We start from the raw sequence: 19785 nt of genomic DNA on the forward strand, positions 1-19785 counted from the left end.
ACTAGTGTAGTACATAAAAGAAAAGTAACGAAGGAATAATATTTATCCCTTCGTTAAACAAATTACTTAAAGAAATAACCTGTCTCAGGCGAGCTGGCATTGGCCATACGCTTACGCGGCATACGACCCGCTAAAAACGCTTCACGACCTGCTTCAACTGCTTTTTTCATGGCAGAAGCCATCAAAATTGGATTTTGAGCAGCAGCAATGGCTGTATTCATTAGCACACCGTCACAGCCGAGTTCCATTGCAATGGCTGCATCACTGGCAGTACCCACACCAGCATCCACCAATACAGGAACTTTGGCGTTTTCTTTGATGATAGAAATGGTATGTGGATTCAAAATACCGAGACCAGAACCAATCAAACTGCCCAAAGGCATGATCGCGACACAACCCATGCTTTCAAGTTCTTGCGCAACAATCGGGTCATCCGAGGTGTAAACCATGATTTCAAAACCATCATCAATCAAGGTTTGCGCTGCTTTAAGCGTTGCAGTCACATTCGGGTACAAAGTTTTTTCATCACCGAGTACTTCCAGCTTTACCAGATTGTGACCATCAAGTAGCTCACGAGCCAGCATACAGGTACGAATCGCGCTATCTGCATCAAAACAGCCTGCAGTATTCGGCAGAATGGTGTATTTCTCTGGTGGAATCACTGAAAGCAGATTCGGCTGATCGGCATGTTGTCCGATATTCACACGACGAATCGCAACGGTGACAATTTCTGCACCACTTGCTTGAATGGCTAAGTCGGTTTCATTTAAATCTTTATATTTACCAGTTCCAACCAATAAACGTGATTGAAAAGTACGAGAACCGATAATTAAAGGGGAATCTTGCATGGGCTTACTCCATTTTTAGCCAATTAGCCGCCACCAACAGCTTGAATAATTTCAATACGATCTTCAGGAGCAATCAATGTCTGCTCAAGTCTACTTTTCGGAATAATCTGTTGGTTCTTTTCTACAGCAAAACGTTTGCCTTCAAGCGTCAGGCTTTGAATGAGTTGCTGCAGATTTTCACATGACGTGTCTGTTGACTCGCCGTTTAAATAGATATGCATGATAAATCCTTATTTCGCATGCTTGATCGCTTGCCATGCGAGCATGACCCAGCCCGCGATCATAAATGCACCGCCAATCGGGGTGATGGCACCTAAGATTCTAGGCAGACCAAGCGCCATAATGTACAACGAACCACAGAAAAAGATGATGCCAATTTGGATCAAAATATAAGGAATTTTTATAGGGAATGTTGCAGTGGTTTTATGTAGGACGCCTAAAATCAGTAACCCAATCGCATGATAGAAAAAGTACTGGGTTGCTGTATTCCACCAAGCCAGTTGTTCTGGTGTGGCAAAAGATTTGAGGCCATGAGCACCGAAAGCGCCTAACATCACTGCAAGCGCAAGATTAAGCGCCGAGATTGCTATCCACATAATGAGAATGGAACTAGAAACTTGATGAACAAACTTAACATATTCGGGTGTTTAAACAAAGTCAGATAAAACAAAAGGGCATGAAAGCCCTTGTGTTTGGTGTGATTTTAACTCGCAGACATGGCGGTCTTGATCTTTTCCATTGCATTTTTTTCAAGCTGGCGAATACGTTCAGCAGAAACGTTATATTCGGCTGCTAACTCATGCAAGGTAGATTTGTCATCATCTAACCAGCGACGTTGCAGAATATTACGTGAACGGTCATCGAGCTGATCCATTGCTTCATGCAAGGCAGAAGTGCTTTGCTCTTCGTAATCTTCTTCCTCAATCAGACGTGCAGGGTCGTAACGATTATCTTCGAGATACAATGCTGGTGCAGTATGCGGAGTATCGTCATCATCATCGCCTTGAGCTTCAAACGCAGCATCATAGGCAGTTAAACGACCTTCCATTTCTAACACCTGTTCAGGTGTAACATTCAAATCATTGGCAATCGATTTGGCTTCTTCCAAAGTCAATCGCTTGCTCGATTTCTTGAGGCTACGCAAGTTAAAGAACAGTTTACGTTGTGCCTTAGTGGTCGCAATTTTGACAATCCGCCAGTTACGAATCACATATTCATGAATTTCAGCTTTAATCCAGTGCACGGCAAAGGAAACCAGGCGAACCCCCATATTCGGATCGAAGCGTTTAACCGCTTTCATCAACCCCAGGTTGCCTTCCTGAATCAGGTCGCCTTGTGGCAACCCATAGCCGGCATAGCTACGTGCAATATGTACGACAAAGCGTAAATGCGACATGACCAATAGTTTGGCCGCATCAAGATCTTGATCATAATAATAACGCTCAGCAAGTTCTTTTTCCTGCTCGGCCGTTAAAATTGGAATTTGATTGACAGTACTGATATATGCACCAAGGTTTACACCTGGCGCAGACAATGACAGGGGCATCAATTGATTGCTGCTGTCAGTAGTCATGGAGTCTCCTTATAGGATGGTATTTGAGTCAACAATTTCATCTTAATGCGAATGCTCTTCATCACTAAGGAAATTTGAGTATAGAAATGTAAAGTAAACTATTTTATCTTTACCAAGAGTTTAGCAAAGAATTACATAGATTCAATTAAATAGTGAAATTCATGCTCTGAAATTTTTTGTGTCTGGCATTGAAGTTGCTGGATTTGGCAATATCGTGTTACATCAATTTCACTGTGCGGGTCTGATGATTTCAGTAAATACTGTTTTGAACCTGAATTTTTTTTCAGGGCTCGTTTCAGCATCAGCAAGGGCATCGGACAGGGCTGACCTAATGCATCAATGATCTCAGGGGGATTCACTTTATCTGTCATATTCATCTAAATCACATCATTCAGAATTATCTTAACAAATTTTTGCGTAATTTTTATGATAAAAATTTCATTAAAAAAACAGCTAAATTATTGAAAAAAACAGATAGAACAGATGGAAATAACTAAAAATAATCCTATTAATTGTCATAAACCCGTGATAAGCTCGATGCGTTTTAGGAAGAGTTTAATACAATATTAATGTAATAAACCCTATAACAAATGGATGTAACCGGAAATTGTTGATAGTTTTACAGAATGATTACAAGCTTTAAAATTATAAAAAATTTTAAAACCTTGTTGGCTCTGCTGTTTGCAACACCGGAAGGTCCTTATCTTTCAATATCTGAGGATTGACTTATGACAGCTCGTGAACAAGGCGTAGTAAAGTGGTTTAACGACACTAAAGGCTTTGGTTTTATTCAGCGTAATGGTGGTGATGACGTATTCGTTCATTTCCGCGCAATTATGGGCGATGGCCACCGTTCTTTACGTGACGGCCAACGTGTAGAATTCAGTGTTGTTCAAGGACAAAAAGGTTTCCAAGCTGAAAACGTTCAGCCTTTAGACTAATTTGTTGCCTTAACGCAATATAAAAACGCTCCAATGTAATTTGGGGCGTTTTTGTTTATAATAGCCACTTTCTTTTGGTCATTGATGGTTCGAGAGCATATATGACGACTGGTTTTGAAACCTTAAATTTACATCCGCAGTTGAAGAAAGCGATTGATGCTTTGGGTTTTACAAAAATGACCCCAATTCAGCAAAAGGTTTTAAAATATACATTAGCAGGGCATGATGCCATTGGTCGGGCACAAACGGGTACTGGTAAAACGGCTGCCTTCTTGATTAGCGTGATCAATGATCTGTTGAATAATCCAGTTCAAGAACAGCGTTTTCGTGGTGAGCCACGTGCGTTAATTTTAGCGCCAACTCGTGAGTTAGCGTTACAGATCGAAAGTGATGCACAAGCATTAACCAAATTTTCAAATTTGCATCTGGTCACTTTGTTGGGCGGTGTGGATTTTGAAAAGCAAAAGAAAATGCTGGACCGTAATTTTGTCGATATTATTGTGGCTACACCAGGCCGTTTAATTGATTTTGTCGAGCAAAAAGAAGTCTGGTTAGACAAAATTGAATTCCTGGTGATTGACGAAGCGGATCGTTTACTCGATATGGGCTTTATCCCGTCAGTGAAGAGAATTGTTCGTTTTTCACCGTTTAAAGAGCAGCGTCAAACCCTGATGTTCTCTGCAACATTTAGCTATGATGTGCTTAATCTTGCCCGTCAATGGTTGTTTGAGCCGGTTACAGTTGAAATCGAGCCTGAGCAAAAAACCAATAACGATGTTGAACAGCGGGTTTATGTGGTTGCTAAAGAAGATAAATACAAACTGTTGCAAGAAATCTTGCGTGAAGAACCGATTGATAAAGTCATGATCTTTGCCAACCGTCGTGATCAGGTGCGTCGTTTGTATGATCATTTGAAACGTGATGGTTATCGTGTGGGGATGTTATCGGGTGAGATCGCACAAGATAAGCGTCTGAAGATGCTAGATCAATTCAAGCAGGGTAAGAACAATATCATGATCGCAACCGATGTTGCGGGGCGTGGTATCCATGTTGATGGTGTTTCGCATGTGATTAACTTTACCTTGCCTGAACAGTCTGATGATTATGTTCACCGTATTGGCCGTACAGGTCGTGCGGGTGCACAAGGCGTGAGTATCAGCTTCTTATCGGAAGATGATGCTTTCTATTTGCCTGAAATTGAAAAAGCAATTGGTAAGAAATTGCCTTTAACGCGTTTAGAGGGTTATTGCTAAGTCTTAATATCTTTGATTAAGACTAAATGATTGCTTCCGAAAAAAGGCCAAATCATTCCGTGATTTGGTCTTTTTGATTATTTAGTAAGATTTGCGACCCTAATTACACAAAACACTAAAGATTTTTTTATAATTCCTGTGATTAGTTGCTGAATTGAAATAAATCAACATGTAGAATATGGCGCATTACCTGGGAGGATATTATGGCTCTAATCTCAATGCGCCAGCTCTTGGATCACGCTGCAGAATATAACTACGGCGTACCAGCGTTTAACGTAAACAACTTAGAACAAATGCGTGCAATCATGCTCGCTGCGGATGCAACAAATTCACCTGTCATCGTGCAAGCTTCGGCTGGTGCGCGTAAATACGCAGGTGCACCTTTCTTACGTCACCTTATTTTAGCTGCGATTGAAGAGTGGCCACATATTCCAGTGGTAATGCATCAAGATCATGGTACAAGTCCAGATGTTTGCCAACGTTCGATCCAGTTGGGCTTCAGCTCAGTGATGATGGATGGTTCACTGGGTGCGGATGGTAAGACACCAACAACCTATGATTATAACGTTGATGTAACCCGTCGAGTGGTTGCAATGGCGCATGCTTGCGGTGTTTCTGTTGAAGGTGAGATTGGTTGCCTGGGTAGCCTTGAAACTGGTATGGCAGGTGAGGAAGATGGTGTAGGCGCTGAAGGCGTACTCGATCATTCTCAATTACTGACTTCTGTTGAAGAAGCGACCCAGTTCGTGGCGGATACCAATGTAGATGCTTTGGCAATTGCTGTTGGTACGTCACACGGTGCGTATAAGTTTACTCGTCCACCTACAGGCGATATTCTTGCAATTGACCGTATCAAAGAAATTCATGCTGCATTGCCAAACACGCATCTTGTAATGCATGGTTCAAGCTCTGTGCCGCAAGAATGGTTAGCTGTGATTAACCAGTACGGTGGTGATATTAAAGAAACTTATGGTGTGCCTGTAGATCAGCTGGTTGAAGCGATCAAACATGGTGTGCGTAAGATTAACATCGATACCGATTTACGTTTGGCTTCTACGGGTGCAATGCGTCGTATGATGGCAGAAAAACCAAGTGAATTTGATCCACGTAAATTCTTTGGCGAAACTGTTGAAGCAATGAAAGAAATCTGTGTTGCGCGTTACGAAGCATTTGGTACCGCAGGGCATGCAGACAAGATTCGTCCAATTTCTTTAGAGAAAATGGTTGATCGTTACAAATAATTTATTTGTAATGCACAAAAAATAGCGGCTAGTCCGCTATTTTTTTATGTCATTTTTGGAAAAATAAAATGCCAGCACATGGCTGGCATTCTACTTGAGTTTAAATTACTTTTTTTGCTGCGCTTTAGAGTCCAGGTTGGCATCTTTGATTTCAACATAAGCGTTGGCGCGAAGTTCACGCATCCAGCTATCGACTTCAGTATCAAACAGACGTTCACCTAGAATTTGACGTGCCATACGTTCTTGCACTTCTTTGGTCATATCCTGCTGACGAGTATCGGTTACTTGCAGAATATGCCAGCCGAATTGACTCTGGAACGGTTGGCTGACTTGACCAACAGGAGTCTCTTTCATGACTTTTTCAAATTCAGGTACCATCACACCAGGACTAACCCAACCTAAGCTACCACCATCACGTGCCGAGCCTGTATCATTTGAATAAGTTGCAGCCAAGGTCGCGAAATCATCACCCGCTTTAGCACGTTTGTAGAGACTATCAATCATTTGCTTGGCACGATCCAGACTCACCACTTCAGAAGGCTGAATCAGGATGTGACGGGTCTGGTATTGTGGAACCAGTGCTTTTTGATCATTCTGTTTGCGTTCGAGTAACTTTAAGACATGTATGCCATCACGAACATTGATCAGTTCAGTTGTTTGTCCCACTTGAAGTGGAGTGATGCGCGCTGCCAGTTCGGTTGGAATCTCTGACAGTGAACGGAAGCCCATATCAAGACCATCGACTTTTACAGCTGCAGTGGAAAGTTTGCTGCTGATGGCTTTAGGATCATCACTGGTTGACAGTGATTGTTTAACCTGTTGAGCAACTTGCTGAGCGGCATCGGCATTGTCACCAGAAATACGCATATGGATGACGTGAACCTGTGTGCCGAGTGCGGCTTGACCTTCCGGAGATTTCAGGAAGTTTTCAACGTCATGATCACTGATCTTGATGCGTGACATCACTTGCTGTTGACGTAAACGGCCAATAGCAAGGTCTTCTGCAACACGGTTACGCAAGTTTTCATAAGTACCAGGTGCAATAGCGTCTAGTTTTTGCTGAAAAGCTTCTAGTGAGTTGGCACCTGATTGATTGGCAACTTTTAGCACTGCAGCATTTAAGGTTTTTTCATCCGCTTTAATGCCGTAACGTTTGACCTGTTCAAGCTGGGCTTGACGGACAATCAGTTGATCTAAAACCTGCATTTGCAAGTACTGTTGCGGTGGAACTGTTTTGTTTTGTGCTTTTAATTGATGTTCTGTTTCAGCAACACCTTGTTCTAAATCACTTTTAAGAATGACACTATTGTCCACAATTGCCACAACCTCATCCGTTGGTTGAGCAAAGCTTTGCATTGATGAAGAAATTAGGGCAGCGAGAACAGTGGCTCTAAAGATATGTTGAAAAGGTTTTATCTTCATTAACGTTGTGTCCAAGATTGATTAATTTTGTTGAAACCTAAAACTCTATTCTCCAGAAGTGAAGCGAGCTTATTGTTTAAAGCACCAAGACCTTTTAGCGTGAATTCAGCCATAACTGCATTCTTTTTACGAACGTCTGGCATATTTGGATCATCCAGATCGTTATAGTAAGAGCGGCCATAGACTGACACAGCCCAACAACAAGATTCATAATTTACGCCAAGTAAGTATTCGCGCATCACGTTGTTGTCGATGTCGTATTGAGCATGACCCATAATACGCCAATTGTCTTTTACAGGTTGTATAAAGGATGCAACCACTTGGTCATAAGCGTTTTGACGATCAGGAATATCTTTGCGGTAGAAGTAGCCTAAGTTATATAGATTGCCTTTGTCGCCGGTATAGTAGGCTTGGAAATCACGTTGCGCATTCTCACCATTGGACATCCAGGCTGCATTCGAGCTAATGGTGACGTTCTGGTTAAGCTGACTAGACAGGCTGACGATAGGGCCGGTACGGCGTTGGGTGTCAAATTCATCCAGTTTTTCATTTAGGCTGACACGACGATCACTAAAATAATAACTTTGTCCGACACTGGCTTTAATCCGTTCTAAACCTTCGGTATCTAAAAGGCTATAAGTTACACCCAGTGACAAGAAATTATTATCATCTAAACGGTCATGCCCATAGAAACGATAGGGGTTAAATAGTTGATCGTAATTGATTGACGCAGAAGTTGAGTCAAAGTTTGGATGATCGTCTTGCTTTCTATAAGGCGAATAAGCATAAAAAGCACGAGGTGAAATGCTTTGTAAATACTTGCCGTCTTTTTCAAAGGTCATCCCTGTTGCTAGGGTGAACTGTGGTACTACCACTGATTTTTCTAAATCATCAGAAGCTGATAATCCACGTCCTTCTTTTGAATCCTGATCGAAGAAGGTGTTGATACTACGCACAGAAACTTCTGGTACGACATAGAACCATGATGGCGTCAGGTAGTTGTATCGAACTGCAAACTGGTTATAGATACGGGTACCACTGGATTCGAGTGCGGAACCATCTTCAATTGATTTCTTGAAGTATGCGGTATCGTTATTAAATTCATACTGCAGACCTTGTGGGTCACCCGTGACATAATTTAATAAGAATTGTGGCAGTCGGGCATAAGGCTTGTCTGCATCTTTAATGGTTTTATCTAGCGTCTGGAAGTCTTCGACTTTTAACTGCGCTTTAAGACCAGGAATTCCATTCGCGTAGTTAAGTTCCCAGGCACGACGTAAATTCAGATCAGTACGGGTGTTGGGGTTGTTATTAAAGTCAGCAAAATAATCTTTATCTGATGCGTAGTTATATTCCAGATTGGTCGACCATTGGTCATCAATCTTCCAATTATGAAGAAAGTGAAGATCTTCACGATCCTGATCATCATATTGATTATCTTGAGCAATATAACCACCCCAAATACGACCTGAACCGAAGTTTTCAGTCATATAACGGAATTCGGCATCTAACTTTGCACCACGTTTACTCATAAAGCTTGGCGTAAGCGTAAGATCGTAATTCGGTGCAAGGTTGAGATAAACCGGCGCAGCAAGTTGAGCGCCACCATCATTACTGTAGCCAAAGTTTGGACTGAGTAAACCTGTGGTGCGGCGGTCATCGATTGGGAAATTGAAATAAGGAACGGCAAGGACGGGTACATCTTTTACGTAAAATTTTGTACCACGGGTCACACCACGACCTGTATCCTGATTTAACTCAATTTCTTTGGCCTGAATCTTCCATGCCGGTTTTTGTTCTGGTGGACATGCGGTATAACTCGCATCTTTAAAGATCACCAGATTTTCATTGGCACGTTTGATCTGACTGGCATGACCATGTGCATGTTGTTGTTCTGAGATATAGAAACTGTTATTTAAATCCCCGGTCTGGGTCTTTAAATTATAGTTAATCGCATCACTTTGGGTGAGCAGGCCAGATTGCGCAAGTTGTACTCGGCCTTCAGCATTGGCATGCGTTTGAGTCGAATCAATAGTCACCTGATCGGCACGAATAGTGCGACCTTCCTGATCGATAACCACGTTACCCTGAAGCACAGAGTCGCCCGCTGGATTGTAGTGTCCATAATCCGCTGTAATCACCGAGGTGGTAGTACTTGCATCGCCTGCTTTGGTTTCGGGATTAATCGGCGTAACCCAGGTTCCTTGGCAAAAAGAGGAACTTAAATAGCGGTTGTCGCGCAATTGTGCTTCTGGTGCAGATTTGTCTACGTAATATTGCTGGAAAAAACTTTCTCCAGGATAACTTTCCTGGTCTTGCTGTCCTTGATTTCGAATGGCTGCTTTGAGCTGTTTGTTGTCAAGCGTAGAGACAGCATCAGCTGGTGCCGCGAAACTGGATTGAATCGAGCCGCCGCACAAGAGTGTCAAAATAGCTGTTGCTAAAGGATTAAATTTAAACTGATGTTTCATTGTCTCATTAACCAGTACGCTAATTCACAATTAATTATTGTCGCATCATAGAGAAAAAGTTGATAAGTGGCTACACTTAAGCTTTCAAAATCTCAGCTAGTTTTAGATTTTATTGCAAATGAATACACAACGTGAACAATTGATACAAACTTGGCTTCATGCCACTCTCCAATCCGATCAGTTCGAGATCAACTTTTTAGCAGGAGATGCAAGCTTTCGTCGTTATGCGCGAATTAAGTTACAAAACAAAACATATATGCTCATGGACGCGCCGCCTGAAAAAGAAGATTGTGCACCATTTGTAAATATCGATGAGTTCTTTGATAAAAATGGTGTGCGTGTTCCGCATATCGTTGCCAAAGACCTGACATTGGGTTTATTGCTACTGGAAGATTTTGGTGATGTGGTGCTATCCACCTTACTGAATGATAAGACAGTAGATGACTACTATGCGCAAAGTTTTAAACAGCTGATTGAATTGCAACAGGTGGATGGGCAGGCTCATTTACCTGCTTATTCTTACGACAAGTTGATGGCTGAAATGCGTTTGCTGACCGAGTGGATGTTACCGTCATTAGACATTCAACCGACAGAGCAGCAGTTGGAAACCATTGAGCAAGCGTTTGACTTTCTGGCAATTGAAGCGACTCAACAGCCACAAGTGATTGTACATCGTGATTTTCACAGTCGTAATCTGATGAAAATTGAAGGTGAACAGGAACTGGGGGTGATTGATTTTCAGGATGCGGTGATTGGTGCGGATACTTATGACCTGATTTCGATTACCCGTGACGCCTATGTGCAGTGGAATGCTGAACGTGTGTATCAATGGTTTGAAGTGTTCTATAACTTGTTGCCAGCTTCTGCCAAGGAAAATCGTAGTTTTGAGCAGTTTAAACGTGATGCCGACCTGATGGCGATTCAGCGCCATATCAAGATTTTAGGCATTTTTGTACGTCTGTTTGAACGTGATGGTAAATCAGGCTATTTAAAAGATTTACCACGTGTAATGTGGTACTTACTTGAAGAAAGCCAAGGCTATGATGAATTGAATGAGTTTATGCAATTTATCAATGATGTGGTGATGCCTAAGTTTATTGCCAAATACGGTGATTACGAGGTTGCAGCATAATGAAAGCGATGATTCTTGCCGCTGGCTTAGGTAATCGCATGCGTCCACTGACGTTGCATACACCAAAGCCGCTACTAGAAGTCGGTGGGAAACCGCTGATTGTCTGGCACATTGAAAAACTACAGAAAATTGGTGTCACCGAAATTGTGATCAATACCGCGTGGTTAGGTGATAAGTTGGTTGCTGCGTTGGGTGATGGTTCTCAGTTTGGTGTGACGATCTTGTGGTCGCACGAAGGTGAAGGTCTGGAAACGGCAGGCGGTATCATCAATGCCTTGCCATTACTGGGTGATGAGCCTTTCATTCTGGTGAATGGGGATGTCTGGACAACGATGGACTTTTCAACGCTGTTAAATGTTCAGTTAGAAGATAAGCAGGCGCATTTGGTCTTGGTCGAAAACCCGCCTCAACATTTAAAGGGAGACTTCATCCTGGCAAATGATTTAGCTTATACTTTTGAGCAGGAGCAGTTGGGCGAAGCCTTAACCTATAGCGGTGTTGCTGTTTTAGCGCCACACATGTTTATTGGGCTAGAACATGGCAAGCGACCTTTAGCACCGTTGTTGAAAGAGGCGATGCAACAGCAGCAAGTTTCAGCAGAAAAGATGCAGGCGATCTGGGTCGACGTCGGGACACCTGAGCGTCTAGAACAGCTTGATCAGCAGATCAAGCAAGGTGCGTTTGCATAATAAAAATTGCTTTGTCTATCTTGGATTTGCCTAAGAAAAGACAAAAACTTAATGGATTGTGCAGTTTATCATGTCTGTAAATGATTAACTGCATAATCGTTCAACAAGTCCTACTGTGCCTTGTATCAGAAATCGGTATACTGCACAGCAAATTTATCGAGATGTTGCACTGTTATGCATCCTTTTTTTCAAGAATTAAAGCAAGGTAGTCAAGCTCTGGGTCTGAACCTGAGTGAGGACGCCCTAACACTCTTATTGAAATATCAAGATGCGCTGGTGCTGTGGAATAAGGCCTATAATTTAACGGCGATTCGTGAGCCGAAGGAAATGCTGGTTAAACATTTATTAGATAGCTTAAGTATCCTGAATGATTTACCACAAGGTCGTTTATTAGATGTAGGGACTGGCGGTGGAATGCCGGGCATGATCATTGCATTATGTCAGCCAGAACGTGCTTGCGTGCTGCTGGATTCGAACGGGAAAAAGATCCGGTTCCTGAAGCAGTTTATTGCTGATTTGAAACTGCAAAATGTCATTGCCGTTCAGACACGTGTTGAAAATGAAGAGAGTATTGGTGAGCTTGGTCAGTTCGATGTCATTACAAGTCGAGCATTTGCATCTTTGACCGACTTTGTCGATGCAGCACAACCATATATGCATGAGCAGAGTATTATTGCTGCAATGAAAGGCTTGATTCCAGCTGATGAAATTGAGCAAATGAAAAATGAGTATTCATGTAAGATCATTGAACTTCGTGTCCCGAGATTAGATGAACAACGTCATTTACTTTTACTTCAACGTATTCAATAAAAATATTAAGGGTAATCATGGCTCAAATTATTGCGATTGCAAACCAAAAAGGTGGTGTAGGGAAAACCACGACAGCAGTCAATCTTGCTGCCTCTTTGGCGATCTTGAAAAAACGTGTCTTGTTGGTTGATATGGACTCACAAGGGAATGCCACCATGGGGTCTGGCATTCAAAAGAATGATTTACTGTACTCGGTGACAGATGTGTTGCTGGGTGAAGTGCCGGTTGAAACTGCAATTCAAAAAGCAGAAGTCGGTTATAAGGTTTTAGGTGCGAACCGTGAACTTGCTGGGGTGGAACTGGCAATTGCAGAGCAGGAAGGACGTGAATTTATTCTGAAAAATGCACTGCAAGAAGTCGCTTCTGCTTTTGACTATATTATTGTTGATTGCGCACCAAGCTTAAGTCTGATTACAGTCAATGCTTTGGCTGCCGTGAATGGCGTGATTATTCCAATGCAATGTGAGTACTATGCACTGGAAGGCTTGGCTGACCTGACACAAACCATTGACCGAATACAAAAAGCTCTGAATCCAAACTTGGAAATTGTAGGGGTGTTACGTACCATGTATGACGCTCGTAACGCATTGACACGTGATGTGTCTGCCGAGTTAGAGCAATATTTTGGTAAAAAACTATACGAGACCGTGATTCCGCGGAATATCCGTTTGGCGGAAGCGCCAGCTCATGGTTTACCTGTGATCTATTTTGAGAAAAGTTCTAAAGGCGCAGTTTCATATTTGAATCTCGCTGCAGAAATATTGAAGAAAAGTAAAGTGAAAAAAGGAAGTGCTGTATGAGCATCAAAAAACGCGGATTGGCTAAAGGTCGTGGTTTAGATGCGCTATTAGGTTCAATTCAGAAAGAGAAATTGCAACTTGAAGCACAGGCCTTGGACCATGGTCAACTCAAGCAGATTGATGTCAATTTATTAAAGCGTGGTGAATATCAGCCACGTCGCTTTATTCAGGAACAAGATCTACAAGAGCTTGCAGCATCGATTGAAAAACATGGTGTCATGCAACCGATTGTGATTCGTCCTGTTGAGGATGAGCAGCATCCATACGAAATTATTGCCGGTGAGCGTCGTTGGCGCGCAGCGCAATTGGCTGGTCTGACTGAAATTCCGGCAATTGTCCGTGATCTGAATGATCAGGTGGCGATTGCCTTGGCGTTAATTGAAAACATTCAGCGTCAGGATTTAAATCCAATTGATCAGGCAATGGCTCTACAGCGTTTCCATGATGAGTTTGGTTTAAGTCATCAGGAAATCGCTGATACCGTTGGCAAGGCGCGTACCACGGTCAGTAATTTATTACGCCTTTTAAGCCTTGCTGATCCGATTAAAGACCTGATGCAACAGGGTCAAATCGATATGGGACATGCACGTGCCATTCTTGCGTTAAAAACCAAAGACCAGATTTCAGTGGCGCAAATCGTGATTGAAAAAGGCTTGTCGGTACGTCAAACTGAACAGTTAGTACGTGAGTGGAGTGAACCAAAACCTGAAAAGGAAAAGGCGCGGCTTTCTCCTGACATTGAACAATTGACCCAGAAACTCTCAGAGCGTTTCGGAGCAAATGTCAAAATTGACCATAACCAGAAAGGTAAAGGAAAAATGGTCATTCACTATCACTCATTGGATGAGTTGGATGGAATCCTCAATATTTGTTTACCTAACTAATATTTAGGATACGTCCTTTTATATTTTAAATATTATTGGGGAATAATATGTGGGAACTTGTGAAAGCGGGTGGCTGGTTAATGCTGCCCCTTATTCTGTCATCAATTTTTACGGTTGCGATTACGATTGAACGCTATATTCGTTTAAAGCGATCACAAGTTTTACCTCAGGCCTTACTGGTCAATGCAACAGATGCTGACACGGTAATTGCCCAGCTTGAGCAAGATGAAGCTTTAAAAAGTCCACTCGGACGTATTTTAAAAGCAGGTTATGATCATCGGACACAAGGTGAACAATTTGCACGTGCACAAATGGAAGCAACTGCTTCACAAGAGATCGGCGCACTCGGAAAAAATATTAATTTTCTTGGGACTTTAAGTGCAATAGCACCTTTACTGGGTTTACTGGGTACGGTGCTGGGAATTATCGAATCTTTCCTGGTGATTGATGTGGGCTCTGCGGGTAATGCCAGCATGATGATGCCCGGCATTTCAAAAGCCTTGATTACCACAGCAGTGGGGATGCTGATTGCGATTCCTGCCATGATTGCCTATCGTTATTTTCAACGTGTCGTGCATGAATATATTGCAGAGCTGGAACAGCAATCGACTTTGTTTCATGCTGCGCTTTTCTATAAAAAAGCGTCTCCTTTACAAGAACACCGTCGCGCAAGCTGAGCCGGGGTGGCATCATGAAATTTAAACGTTCTCAAGTTGAAGATATTCATATTAATTTGACACCAATGATTGACTGTTTGTTATTTATTTTGGTGTTTTTATTATTATCCACGACTTTTAGTCAGCAAAGTCGTATAAATCTGACACTGCCTGATGCGCAAGGTGTTCCACCTAAACAGTTCGATCATAAAATTGAAATCATGGTAGACTCCACAGGGCATTATTCTGTGAATGGCCAGGCTTTATCCAGTAAAGATATTGCTGATTTAAGTACGGCCATCAAGCAGGTGGCACAAGATCGTCGCGATTTGATGTTTATTATTGCTGCTGATGCAAAAGCCACTCATCAAGATGTGATTCGGGTGATGGATGTGGCTGGTCAGCTCGGCTTCGTCAACGTCAATATCAGCACTAAAGTTCCAACTAGAGGTTTTACTGAGTGAATCAAGATTTTAAGGTTTATGTCCGCTTAATATCATATTTAAAATCTTATTGGGGCGTTGCCTTATTTGTCTTGCTTGGTTTTGGTATCAATGCTGCCACAGAAGTCTCTGTGGCAAAGTTGCTGAAATACATTATCGATGCAATTCAAAATGGTAGTCGAGAGAATCTGGACTGGTTTCCTGCACTGATTGTCTTACTTATGTTCTTCCGTGGCGTGGGTTTGTTCCTCGGTGGATATTTCTCTGCGGTGATTTCACGTAGTCTGGTATTCAGTATTCGTCAGGAAGTCTATGCAAAGCTTTTAAGACTACCAGCTCAGTATTATCTCGATAACAGTGCTGGTCATATCAGCGCAAAGCTGATGTATAACGTTGAGCAGCTTACCGCAGCGTCCTCTGAGTCTTTGCAGACCTTGATTAAAGACGGTCTGATTGTTCTTGGCCTGTTGAGTTATTTACTTTATACCAACTGGCGCTTAACCCTGTGTATCGTGGTTTTCATGCCGTTTATTGGTATTCTGGTCAGAATCGCATCGAAGAAGATGCGTAAGCTCTCGATTCAGGTGCAAAATACCATGGGTGATGTAAACCATGTGGTACAAGAAACCATTACTGCAAACTCGGTGGTAAAGAGCTTTACTGGCGAAGAATTTGAGCAGAAGCGTTTTTATAAGTCTTCTGAGGAAAACTTACGTCGCGGCCTGAAAATGGTTGTGGTGCAAAATATTAACAGCCCAATCATTCAGCTGTTGTTGTCGATGGCGATGGCAATCATCCTCTGGTTGGCACTCCGTCCACAGGTGTTTGGTGATACCTCTGCGGGTGAATTCATTTCATTCATTACCGCTGCGGGCCTGATCTCTAAACCAGTCAAGAATTTGACCGATATCAATGAAAAACTGCAACGCGGTCTGGCTGCAGCACACTCGGTATTTGAGTTATTAGATTTACCTGAAGAAGTGAATAATGGTCAGTTGAAACCGGTTTTAAAAGGCAATATCCAATTTGATCATGCCAACTTACGTTATGAAGATGGTACTCATGCCATTAAAGATTTGTCTTTAACCATAAAAGCAGGCCAAACGGTCGCGCTGGTGGGGCGTTCTGGTGCAGGTAAAACCTCATTGGTTAACATGTTGCCACGTTTTCAAGAGCTAAGTGAAGGTCAGATCTATTATGATGGCATTGCGGTCAAAGAAATTGAGCTGGCTTATTTACGCTCTCAAATTGCCACAGTGAATCAGCAGGTTGTACTATTTAACCGTTCAGTACGTGACAATATTGCATATGGCCAATTACAGGATTCAAGTGATGAGCAGGTGATTGCGGCAGCAAAAGCAGCTTATGCCCATGACTTTATCATGAATCTGCCACAAGGCTATGACACCATTCTGGGGGCGCAGGGTCTAAACCTTTCTGGTGGTCAGCGTCAACGTATTGCGATTGCCCGTGCGATTCTTAAAGATTCGCCAATCTTGATTCTTGATGAAGCAACCAGTGCACTGGATAATGAGTCTGAATATTTTATCCAGCAAGCATTTGATGAAGCAATGCAAGGTCGTACTACCATCGTGATTGCCCATCGTTTATCCACCGTTGAGAATGCCGATCTGATTGTGGTAATGGATAAAGGCCAGATTATTGAGCAAGGTACCCACGCTGAGCTGTTGGCCAAGCATGGTATGTATTATCAATTACATCAACGCAATTTTGAGGAAGACTAAGCATGTCGATGGCGCAACGTATACAGGATGCTTGGAATGAACAGGCTTCATGGTTGGTGGTGTTGCGCCCACTGTCATGGTTGTATCGATTGGGCTTCTGTACCAATCAGGCACTTTATAAAAGTGGATTAAAAAAAGTCTATAAAGCACCTGTTCCGATCATGGTGATTGGCAATATCACGGTCGGCGGTAGTGGCAAAACTCCTTTGCTGATCCAGTTGGTCAAATACTTGCAACAGCAGGGTGTTCGGGTCGGTGTAATTAGTCGGGGTTATGGAGCTGAAGGGCCGTTTCCGCTTTTGGTTAGCCAAACATCCGAACCTGATATTGCTGGCGATGAACCTTGTCTGATCGTCCAGTCGACTCAGGTGCCTATGGCTGTTGGTCCCAATCGACAGGCTGCAATTGAACTCTTACTGCAAAATGAGCAGCTTGATCTGATTATTAGTGATGATGGTTTACAGCATTGGGCTCTAGCTCGCGATATAGAATGGATTGTGCTGGATCAGCATCGTGGTCTGGGCAATGAGAAACTATTGCCAGAAGGTTATTTAAGAGAGCCTAAATCTCGCTTAAACCACAGTACGGTGATTGAACATACCAAAGCGGCACAACCTCGGCAGAATATGCATCTGGAAGTGGGTCAGCCTTATCTGCTCAATCCTCATCTGGATACGCCTTGGTTCGATCCAAAGCAATATTTTAATGCGGTGGTCGGCATTGGTTTTCCTCAACGGTTTTATCAGACCTTGAACAAGTTAGATGTTAACCAGTATCAGGCACATGAATTTCCCGATCATCATGATTATGAAATCGCTGATCTAAGCTTTGATAATCCTGATGCAATCATTACCACTGAAAAAGATGCGGTAAAATTTAAGGCATTATTAAAGCAACATCCTGAATTTAATATTCCGATCTGGGTGGTCCCCGTCGAAGCCGTATTATCGCCTGACTGTTATGAGTTGTTAAAACAGCAATTAAAACAGGTTGGCATTCAAATTTCTTAGAGATCTATCATGAAGCATATTGTTATTCCTGCTCGTTTTGCGAGCTCTCGTTTGCCAGGAAAACCCTTACTCCTGATTCATGGCCGACCAATGATTTTGCGTGTGGTGGATCAGGCGAAAAAAGTTGCTGGTTTTGATGATTTATGTGTTGCAACAGACGATCCGCGTATTGCAGCAGTCTGTCAGGCAGAAGGCGTAGATGTGGTTCTAACCCATCCTGAACATCCCTCTGGTACCGATCGTTTAAGTGAGGTTGCGCGCATTAAGGGCTGGGCAGCAGATGATGTGATTGTCAATGTACAAGGGGATGAACCTTTATTGCCAGCTCAACTGGTACAGCAGGTCACACAGCTTTTGCTTGATCATCCGCAATGCTCAATGTCGACCTTGTGTGAACCGATTCATCAATTAGATGAATTTCAACGTGACAGCATCGTTAAAGTGGTGATGAATAAGCGTAATGAGGCGCTTTATTTCAGTCGTGCGACTATTCCTTATGATCGTGATGGCGCCAAGCAAGCCGTATCTACATTACATACTCAGGCATTTCGCCATTTAGGTTTATATGCTTACCGTGTGAAATTATTACAAGAATATGTGACGTGGGAACAGGGCAATCTGGAAAAGCTGGAAAGCCTTGAGCAATTACGGGTTTTGGAAAATGGCCATCGTATTGCCATTGATGTTGCAGAAGCGAATTTACCCCCGGGCGTAGACACACAGGCAGATTTAGATCGTCTCAATACTCTACCTGTGAGTGCATTTGAATAAGATGATGGTCGATACACACAAAAAAACCCTTTATCCTTGGCATGCACAGACCTGGCAACTGCTCAGTACACGATTTCCTCATCTTGGACATGGGCTACTGTTTTATGGCAAACAAGGCTGCGCCAAAAAAGAGTTTGCAGAACGTTTTGTCGCTTGGGTGCTTTGTTTAAATAAACAGGCGCAAGCGGCTTGTGGTGAATGTATTAGCTGTCAGTGGCTGAAATCGGATACGCATCCGAATTATGTACATATCACCACAGACGAAGAAAATAAAAAACAAAACGCAAAAATCAAGATCGAGAAAATACGCGATCTACTGCCATTTGTGCAACAAACCGGGGAAGGCTGGCGTGTTGTGGTCATCGAGCCTGCAGAAGCCTTAAACACGGCTTCGGCAAATGCTTTATTGAAAACACTGGAAGAACCCGGCGAGCGCGTCGTATTAATTTTACTTGCTGATCATTATTTGAAATTACCCGCTACCATTCGCAGTCGATTACAGCATTTTGCATTAGATCGTTTAACGCTTGAGGATGCGCAGACTTTTGTCAAACAGCAAATTCCAGAAATTTCATCGCAACAAGTGTCATTATTATTAAATCTTGCTAATGATATGCCGCTGACCGCGATTGAAATTGAAAAAAGTGACTGGCTGCAGAAACGTACTCTCTTTCTTGCCGACTGGCTGAAGTTGGTTGGGGAAAAAAACATGCCTTTGCATTACTCAAATAAGTGGTCGAAAGAGCTCAGTTTTTCTGAATTCTTGACTATGTTTGAATATCTGCTGGGGGATTTGGTGAGTTTGAAACTCAATCAGTCACTTAAGAATGATGATCTGGATTTTAGTCAGCTGGTTGAGTGTTATAACCTTGAGCAGCTGTTTACCATCTATTCGGACTTACAACAGAAAAAACGCATGGTTGAGCAGAATGTTCAAACACAACTGGTCATGGATGAGTTGTTTATTCAGCTCATGAATGTGGCTTGAGTTTATCTAAATCATTCTGCTGATTTCTGATCTAAGTAAAACAGCAGGGTAAAGGAAATGTTTTAAAATAAATACCTTATCCTGCTTGGCGAGATTTATATAAAAATT

General features: G+C 42.5%; 21 protein-coding genes. 14 read left to right on the top strand and 7 right to left on the bottom strand.

Going from position 1 to position 19785, the window contains the following annotated elements:
• Positions 1-62: 62 nt before the first annotated feature.
• The 5 genes from IEV39_RS04245 to IEV39_RS04265 all read right to left on the bottom strand — a co-directional run bounded on the left by IEV39_RS04245 (position 63) and on the right by IEV39_RS04265 (position 2792).
• On the bottom strand, positions 63-848 hold the full coding sequence (locus IEV39_RS04245; protein WP_004639328.1) for a thiazole synthase: 786 nt from the start codon (positions 846-848) through the stop codon (positions 63-65).
• Between the two features lie 23 nt (positions 849-871).
• Positions 872-1069, bottom strand: coding sequence for a sulfur carrier protein ThiS (gene thiS, locus IEV39_RS04250; RefSeq protein WP_005286303.1), 198 nt, complete (start codon positions 1067-1069; stop codon positions 872-874).
• Positions 1070-1078: 9 nt separating this feature from the next.
• On the bottom strand, positions 1079-1444 hold the full coding sequence (locus IEV39_RS04255; RefSeq protein WP_005286299.1) for a DUF423 domain-containing protein: 366 nt from the start codon (positions 1442-1444) through the stop codon (positions 1079-1081).
• Positions 1445-1551: 107 nt separating this feature from the next.
• Positions 1552-2421, bottom strand: coding sequence for an RNA polymerase sigma factor RpoH (gene rpoH / locus IEV39_RS04260; RefSeq protein WP_005230860.1), 870 nt, complete (start codon positions 2419-2421; stop codon positions 1552-1554).
• A 131-nt stretch (positions 2422-2552) separates the two neighbouring features.
• On the bottom strand, positions 2553-2792 hold the full coding sequence (locus tag IEV39_RS04265; RefSeq protein WP_032883258.1) for a sulfurtransferase TusA family protein: 240 nt from the start codon (positions 2790-2792) through the stop codon (positions 2553-2555).
• A gap of 357 nt (positions 2793-3149) precedes the next feature.
• Between IEV39_RS04265 and IEV39_RS04270 the strand changes: the two genes are divergently transcribed.
• From IEV39_RS04270 to fba, 3 genes are all read left to right on the top strand, one after another.
• Positions 3150-3362, top strand: a complete 213-nt coding sequence (locus IEV39_RS04270; RefSeq protein ID WP_004653893.1) for a cold-shock protein — start codon at positions 3150-3152, stop codon at positions 3360-3362.
• Positions 3363-3463: 101 nt separating this feature from the next.
• Entirely contained in the window at positions 3464-4615 is a 1152-nt protein-coding gene (gene rhlB, locus IEV39_RS04275) for an ATP-dependent RNA helicase RhlB (protein WP_005230851.1), read from the top strand.
• A 203-nt stretch (positions 4616-4818) separates the two neighbouring features.
• Entirely contained in the window at positions 4819-5856 is a 1038-nt protein-coding gene (gene fba, locus IEV39_RS04280) for a class II fructose-bisphosphate aldolase (protein ID WP_005230849.1), read from the top strand.
• A gap of 105 nt (positions 5857-5961) precedes the next feature.
• Here fba and IEV39_RS04285 read toward each other — a convergent pair whose 3' ends face one another.
• Positions 5962-7278, bottom strand: coding sequence for a peptidylprolyl isomerase (locus tag IEV39_RS04285; RefSeq protein WP_005286291.1), 1317 nt, complete (start codon positions 7276-7278; stop codon positions 5962-5964).
• Positions 7278-9749 (bottom strand): LPS-assembly protein LptD, encoded by a 2472-nt coding sequence (locus IEV39_RS04290; RefSeq protein ID WP_005286289.1) that lies wholly within the window; start codon positions 9747-9749, stop codon positions 7278-7280. The genes IEV39_RS04285 and IEV39_RS04290 overlap by 1 nt, the downstream gene beginning before the upstream one ends.
• A gap of 118 nt (positions 9750-9867) precedes the next feature.
• On the opposite strand from IEV39_RS04290, the gene IEV39_RS04295 reads away from it, so the two are divergent.
• From IEV39_RS04295 to IEV39_RS04345, 11 genes are all read left to right on the top strand, one after another.
• Positions 9868-10881, top strand: a complete 1014-nt coding sequence (locus tag IEV39_RS04295) for an aminoglycoside phosphotransferase family protein (RefSeq protein ID WP_005286286.1) — start codon at positions 9868-9870, stop codon at positions 10879-10881.
• Entirely contained in the window at positions 10881-11570 is a 690-nt protein-coding gene (gene murU, locus IEV39_RS04300; RefSeq protein ID WP_005286283.1) for an N-acetylmuramate alpha-1-phosphate uridylyltransferase MurU, read from the top strand. Before IEV39_RS04295 ends, murU begins: the two co-directional genes overlap by 1 nt.
• A gap of 174 nt (positions 11571-11744) precedes the next feature.
• Positions 11745-12380, top strand: coding sequence for a 16S rRNA (guanine(527)-N(7))-methyltransferase RsmG (gene rsmG / locus IEV39_RS04305; RefSeq protein ID WP_005286280.1), 636 nt, complete (start codon positions 11745-11747; stop codon positions 12378-12380).
• 17 nt (positions 12381-12397) lie between these two features.
• Positions 12398-13180, top strand: coding sequence for a ParA family protein (locus IEV39_RS04310; RefSeq protein ID WP_005286277.1), 783 nt, complete (start codon positions 12398-12400; stop codon positions 13178-13180).
• Complete coding sequence (locus IEV39_RS04315; RefSeq protein WP_005286274.1) at positions 13177-14064, top strand: ParB/RepB/Spo0J family partition protein; 888 nt, start codon at positions 13177-13179, stop codon at positions 14062-14064. The genes IEV39_RS04310 and IEV39_RS04315 overlap by 4 nt, the downstream gene beginning before the upstream one ends.
• Before the next feature lie 47 nt (positions 14065-14111).
• On the top strand, positions 14112-14741 hold the full coding sequence (locus IEV39_RS04320) for a MotA/TolQ/ExbB proton channel family protein (protein WP_005286271.1): 630 nt from the start codon (positions 14112-14114) through the stop codon (positions 14739-14741).
• 14 nt (positions 14742-14755) lie between these two features.
• Entirely contained in the window at positions 14756-15184 is a 429-nt protein-coding gene (locus tag IEV39_RS04325; RefSeq protein WP_005230836.1) for an ExbD/TolR family protein, read from the top strand.
• Positions 15181-16908, top strand: a complete 1728-nt coding sequence (gene msbA / locus IEV39_RS04330; protein ID WP_005286267.1) for a lipid A export permease/ATP-binding protein MsbA — start codon at positions 15181-15183, stop codon at positions 16906-16908. The genes IEV39_RS04325 and msbA overlap by 4 nt, the downstream gene beginning before the upstream one ends.
• Positions 16909-16910: 2 nt before the next feature.
• Positions 16911-17918, top strand: coding sequence for a tetraacyldisaccharide 4'-kinase (lpxK, locus tag IEV39_RS04335; protein ID WP_005286264.1), 1008 nt, complete (start codon positions 16911-16913; stop codon positions 17916-17918).
• 9 nt (positions 17919-17927) lie between these two features.
• Positions 17928-18689, top strand: coding sequence for a 3-deoxy-manno-octulosonate cytidylyltransferase (gene kdsB, locus IEV39_RS04340; protein WP_005286261.1), 762 nt, complete (start codon positions 17928-17930; stop codon positions 18687-18689).
• Positions 18690-18693: 4 nt separating this feature from the next.
• Positions 18694-19677: a DNA polymerase III delta subunit-related protein gene (locus tag IEV39_RS04345; RefSeq protein WP_032883256.1), complete on the top strand. Its 984-nt coding sequence runs from the start codon at positions 18694-18696 to the stop codon at positions 19675-19677.
• Positions 19678-19785 lie beyond the last annotated feature (108 nt).

The organism is Acinetobacter courvalinii, assembly GCF_014635545.1.
GTDB lineage: Bacteria > Pseudomonadota > Gammaproteobacteria > Pseudomonadales > Moraxellaceae > Acinetobacter > Acinetobacter courvalinii.

Coding starts and splice junctions, on each gene's coding strand:
- IEV39_RS04320 (WP_005286271.1), top strand. CDS start 14,112: ATGTGGGAACTTGTGAAAGCGGGTGGCTGGTTAATGCTGCCCCTTATT.
- IEV39_RS04285 (WP_005286291.1), bottom strand. CDS start 7,278: ATGAAGATAAAACCTTTTCAACATATCTTTAGAGCCACTGTTCTCGCT.
- IEV39_RS04255 (WP_005286299.1), bottom strand. CDS start 1,444: ATGTGGATAGCAATCTCGGCGCTTAATCTTGCGCTTGCAGTGATGTTA.
- rpoH (WP_005230860.1), bottom strand. CDS start 2,421: ATGACTACTGACAGCAGCAATCAATTGATGCCCCTGTCATTGTCTGCG.
- IEV39_RS04295 (WP_005286286.1), top strand. CDS start 9,868: ATGAATACACAACGTGAACAATTGATACAAACTTGGCTTCATGCCACT.
- thiS (WP_005286303.1), bottom strand. CDS start 1,069: ATGCATATCTATTTAAACGGCGAGTCAACAGACACGTCATGTGAAAAT.
- rhlB (WP_005230851.1), top strand. CDS start 3,464: ATGACGACTGGTTTTGAAACCTTAAATTTACATCCGCAGTTGAAGAAA.
- murU (WP_005286283.1), top strand. CDS start 10,881: ATGAAAGCGATGATTCTTGCCGCTGGCTTAGGTAATCGCATGCGTCCA.
- IEV39_RS04345 (WP_032883256.1), top strand. CDS start 18,694: ATGGTCGATACACACAAAAAAACCCTTTATCCTTGGCATGCACAGACC.
- IEV39_RS04245 (WP_004639328.1), bottom strand. CDS start 848: ATGCAAGATTCCCCTTTAATTATCGGTTCTCGTACTTTTCAATCACGT.
- kdsB (WP_005286261.1), top strand. CDS start 17,928: ATGAAGCATATTGTTATTCCTGCTCGTTTTGCGAGCTCTCGTTTGCCA.
- IEV39_RS04265 (WP_032883258.1), bottom strand. CDS start 2,792: ATGACAGATAAAGTGAATCCCCCTGAGATCATTGATGCATTAGGTCAG.
- fba (WP_005230849.1), top strand. CDS start 4,819: ATGGCTCTAATCTCAATGCGCCAGCTCTTGGATCACGCTGCAGAATAT.
- IEV39_RS04325 (WP_005230836.1), top strand. CDS start 14,756: ATGAAATTTAAACGTTCTCAAGTTGAAGATATTCATATTAATTTGACA.
- IEV39_RS04290 (WP_005286289.1), bottom strand. CDS start 9,749: ATGAAACATCAGTTTAAATTTAATCCTTTAGCAACAGCTATTTTGACA.
- IEV39_RS04310 (WP_005286277.1), top strand. CDS start 12,398: ATGGCTCAAATTATTGCGATTGCAAACCAAAAAGGTGGTGTAGGGAAA.
- lpxK (WP_005286264.1), top strand. CDS start 16,911: ATGTCGATGGCGCAACGTATACAGGATGCTTGGAATGAACAGGCTTCA.
- IEV39_RS04270 (WP_004653893.1), top strand. CDS start 3,150: ATGACAGCTCGTGAACAAGGCGTAGTAAAGTGGTTTAACGACACTAAA.
- IEV39_RS04315 (WP_005286274.1), top strand. CDS start 13,177: ATGAGCATCAAAAAACGCGGATTGGCTAAAGGTCGTGGTTTAGATGCG.
- rsmG (WP_005286280.1), top strand. CDS start 11,745: ATGCATCCTTTTTTTCAAGAATTAAAGCAAGGTAGTCAAGCTCTGGGT.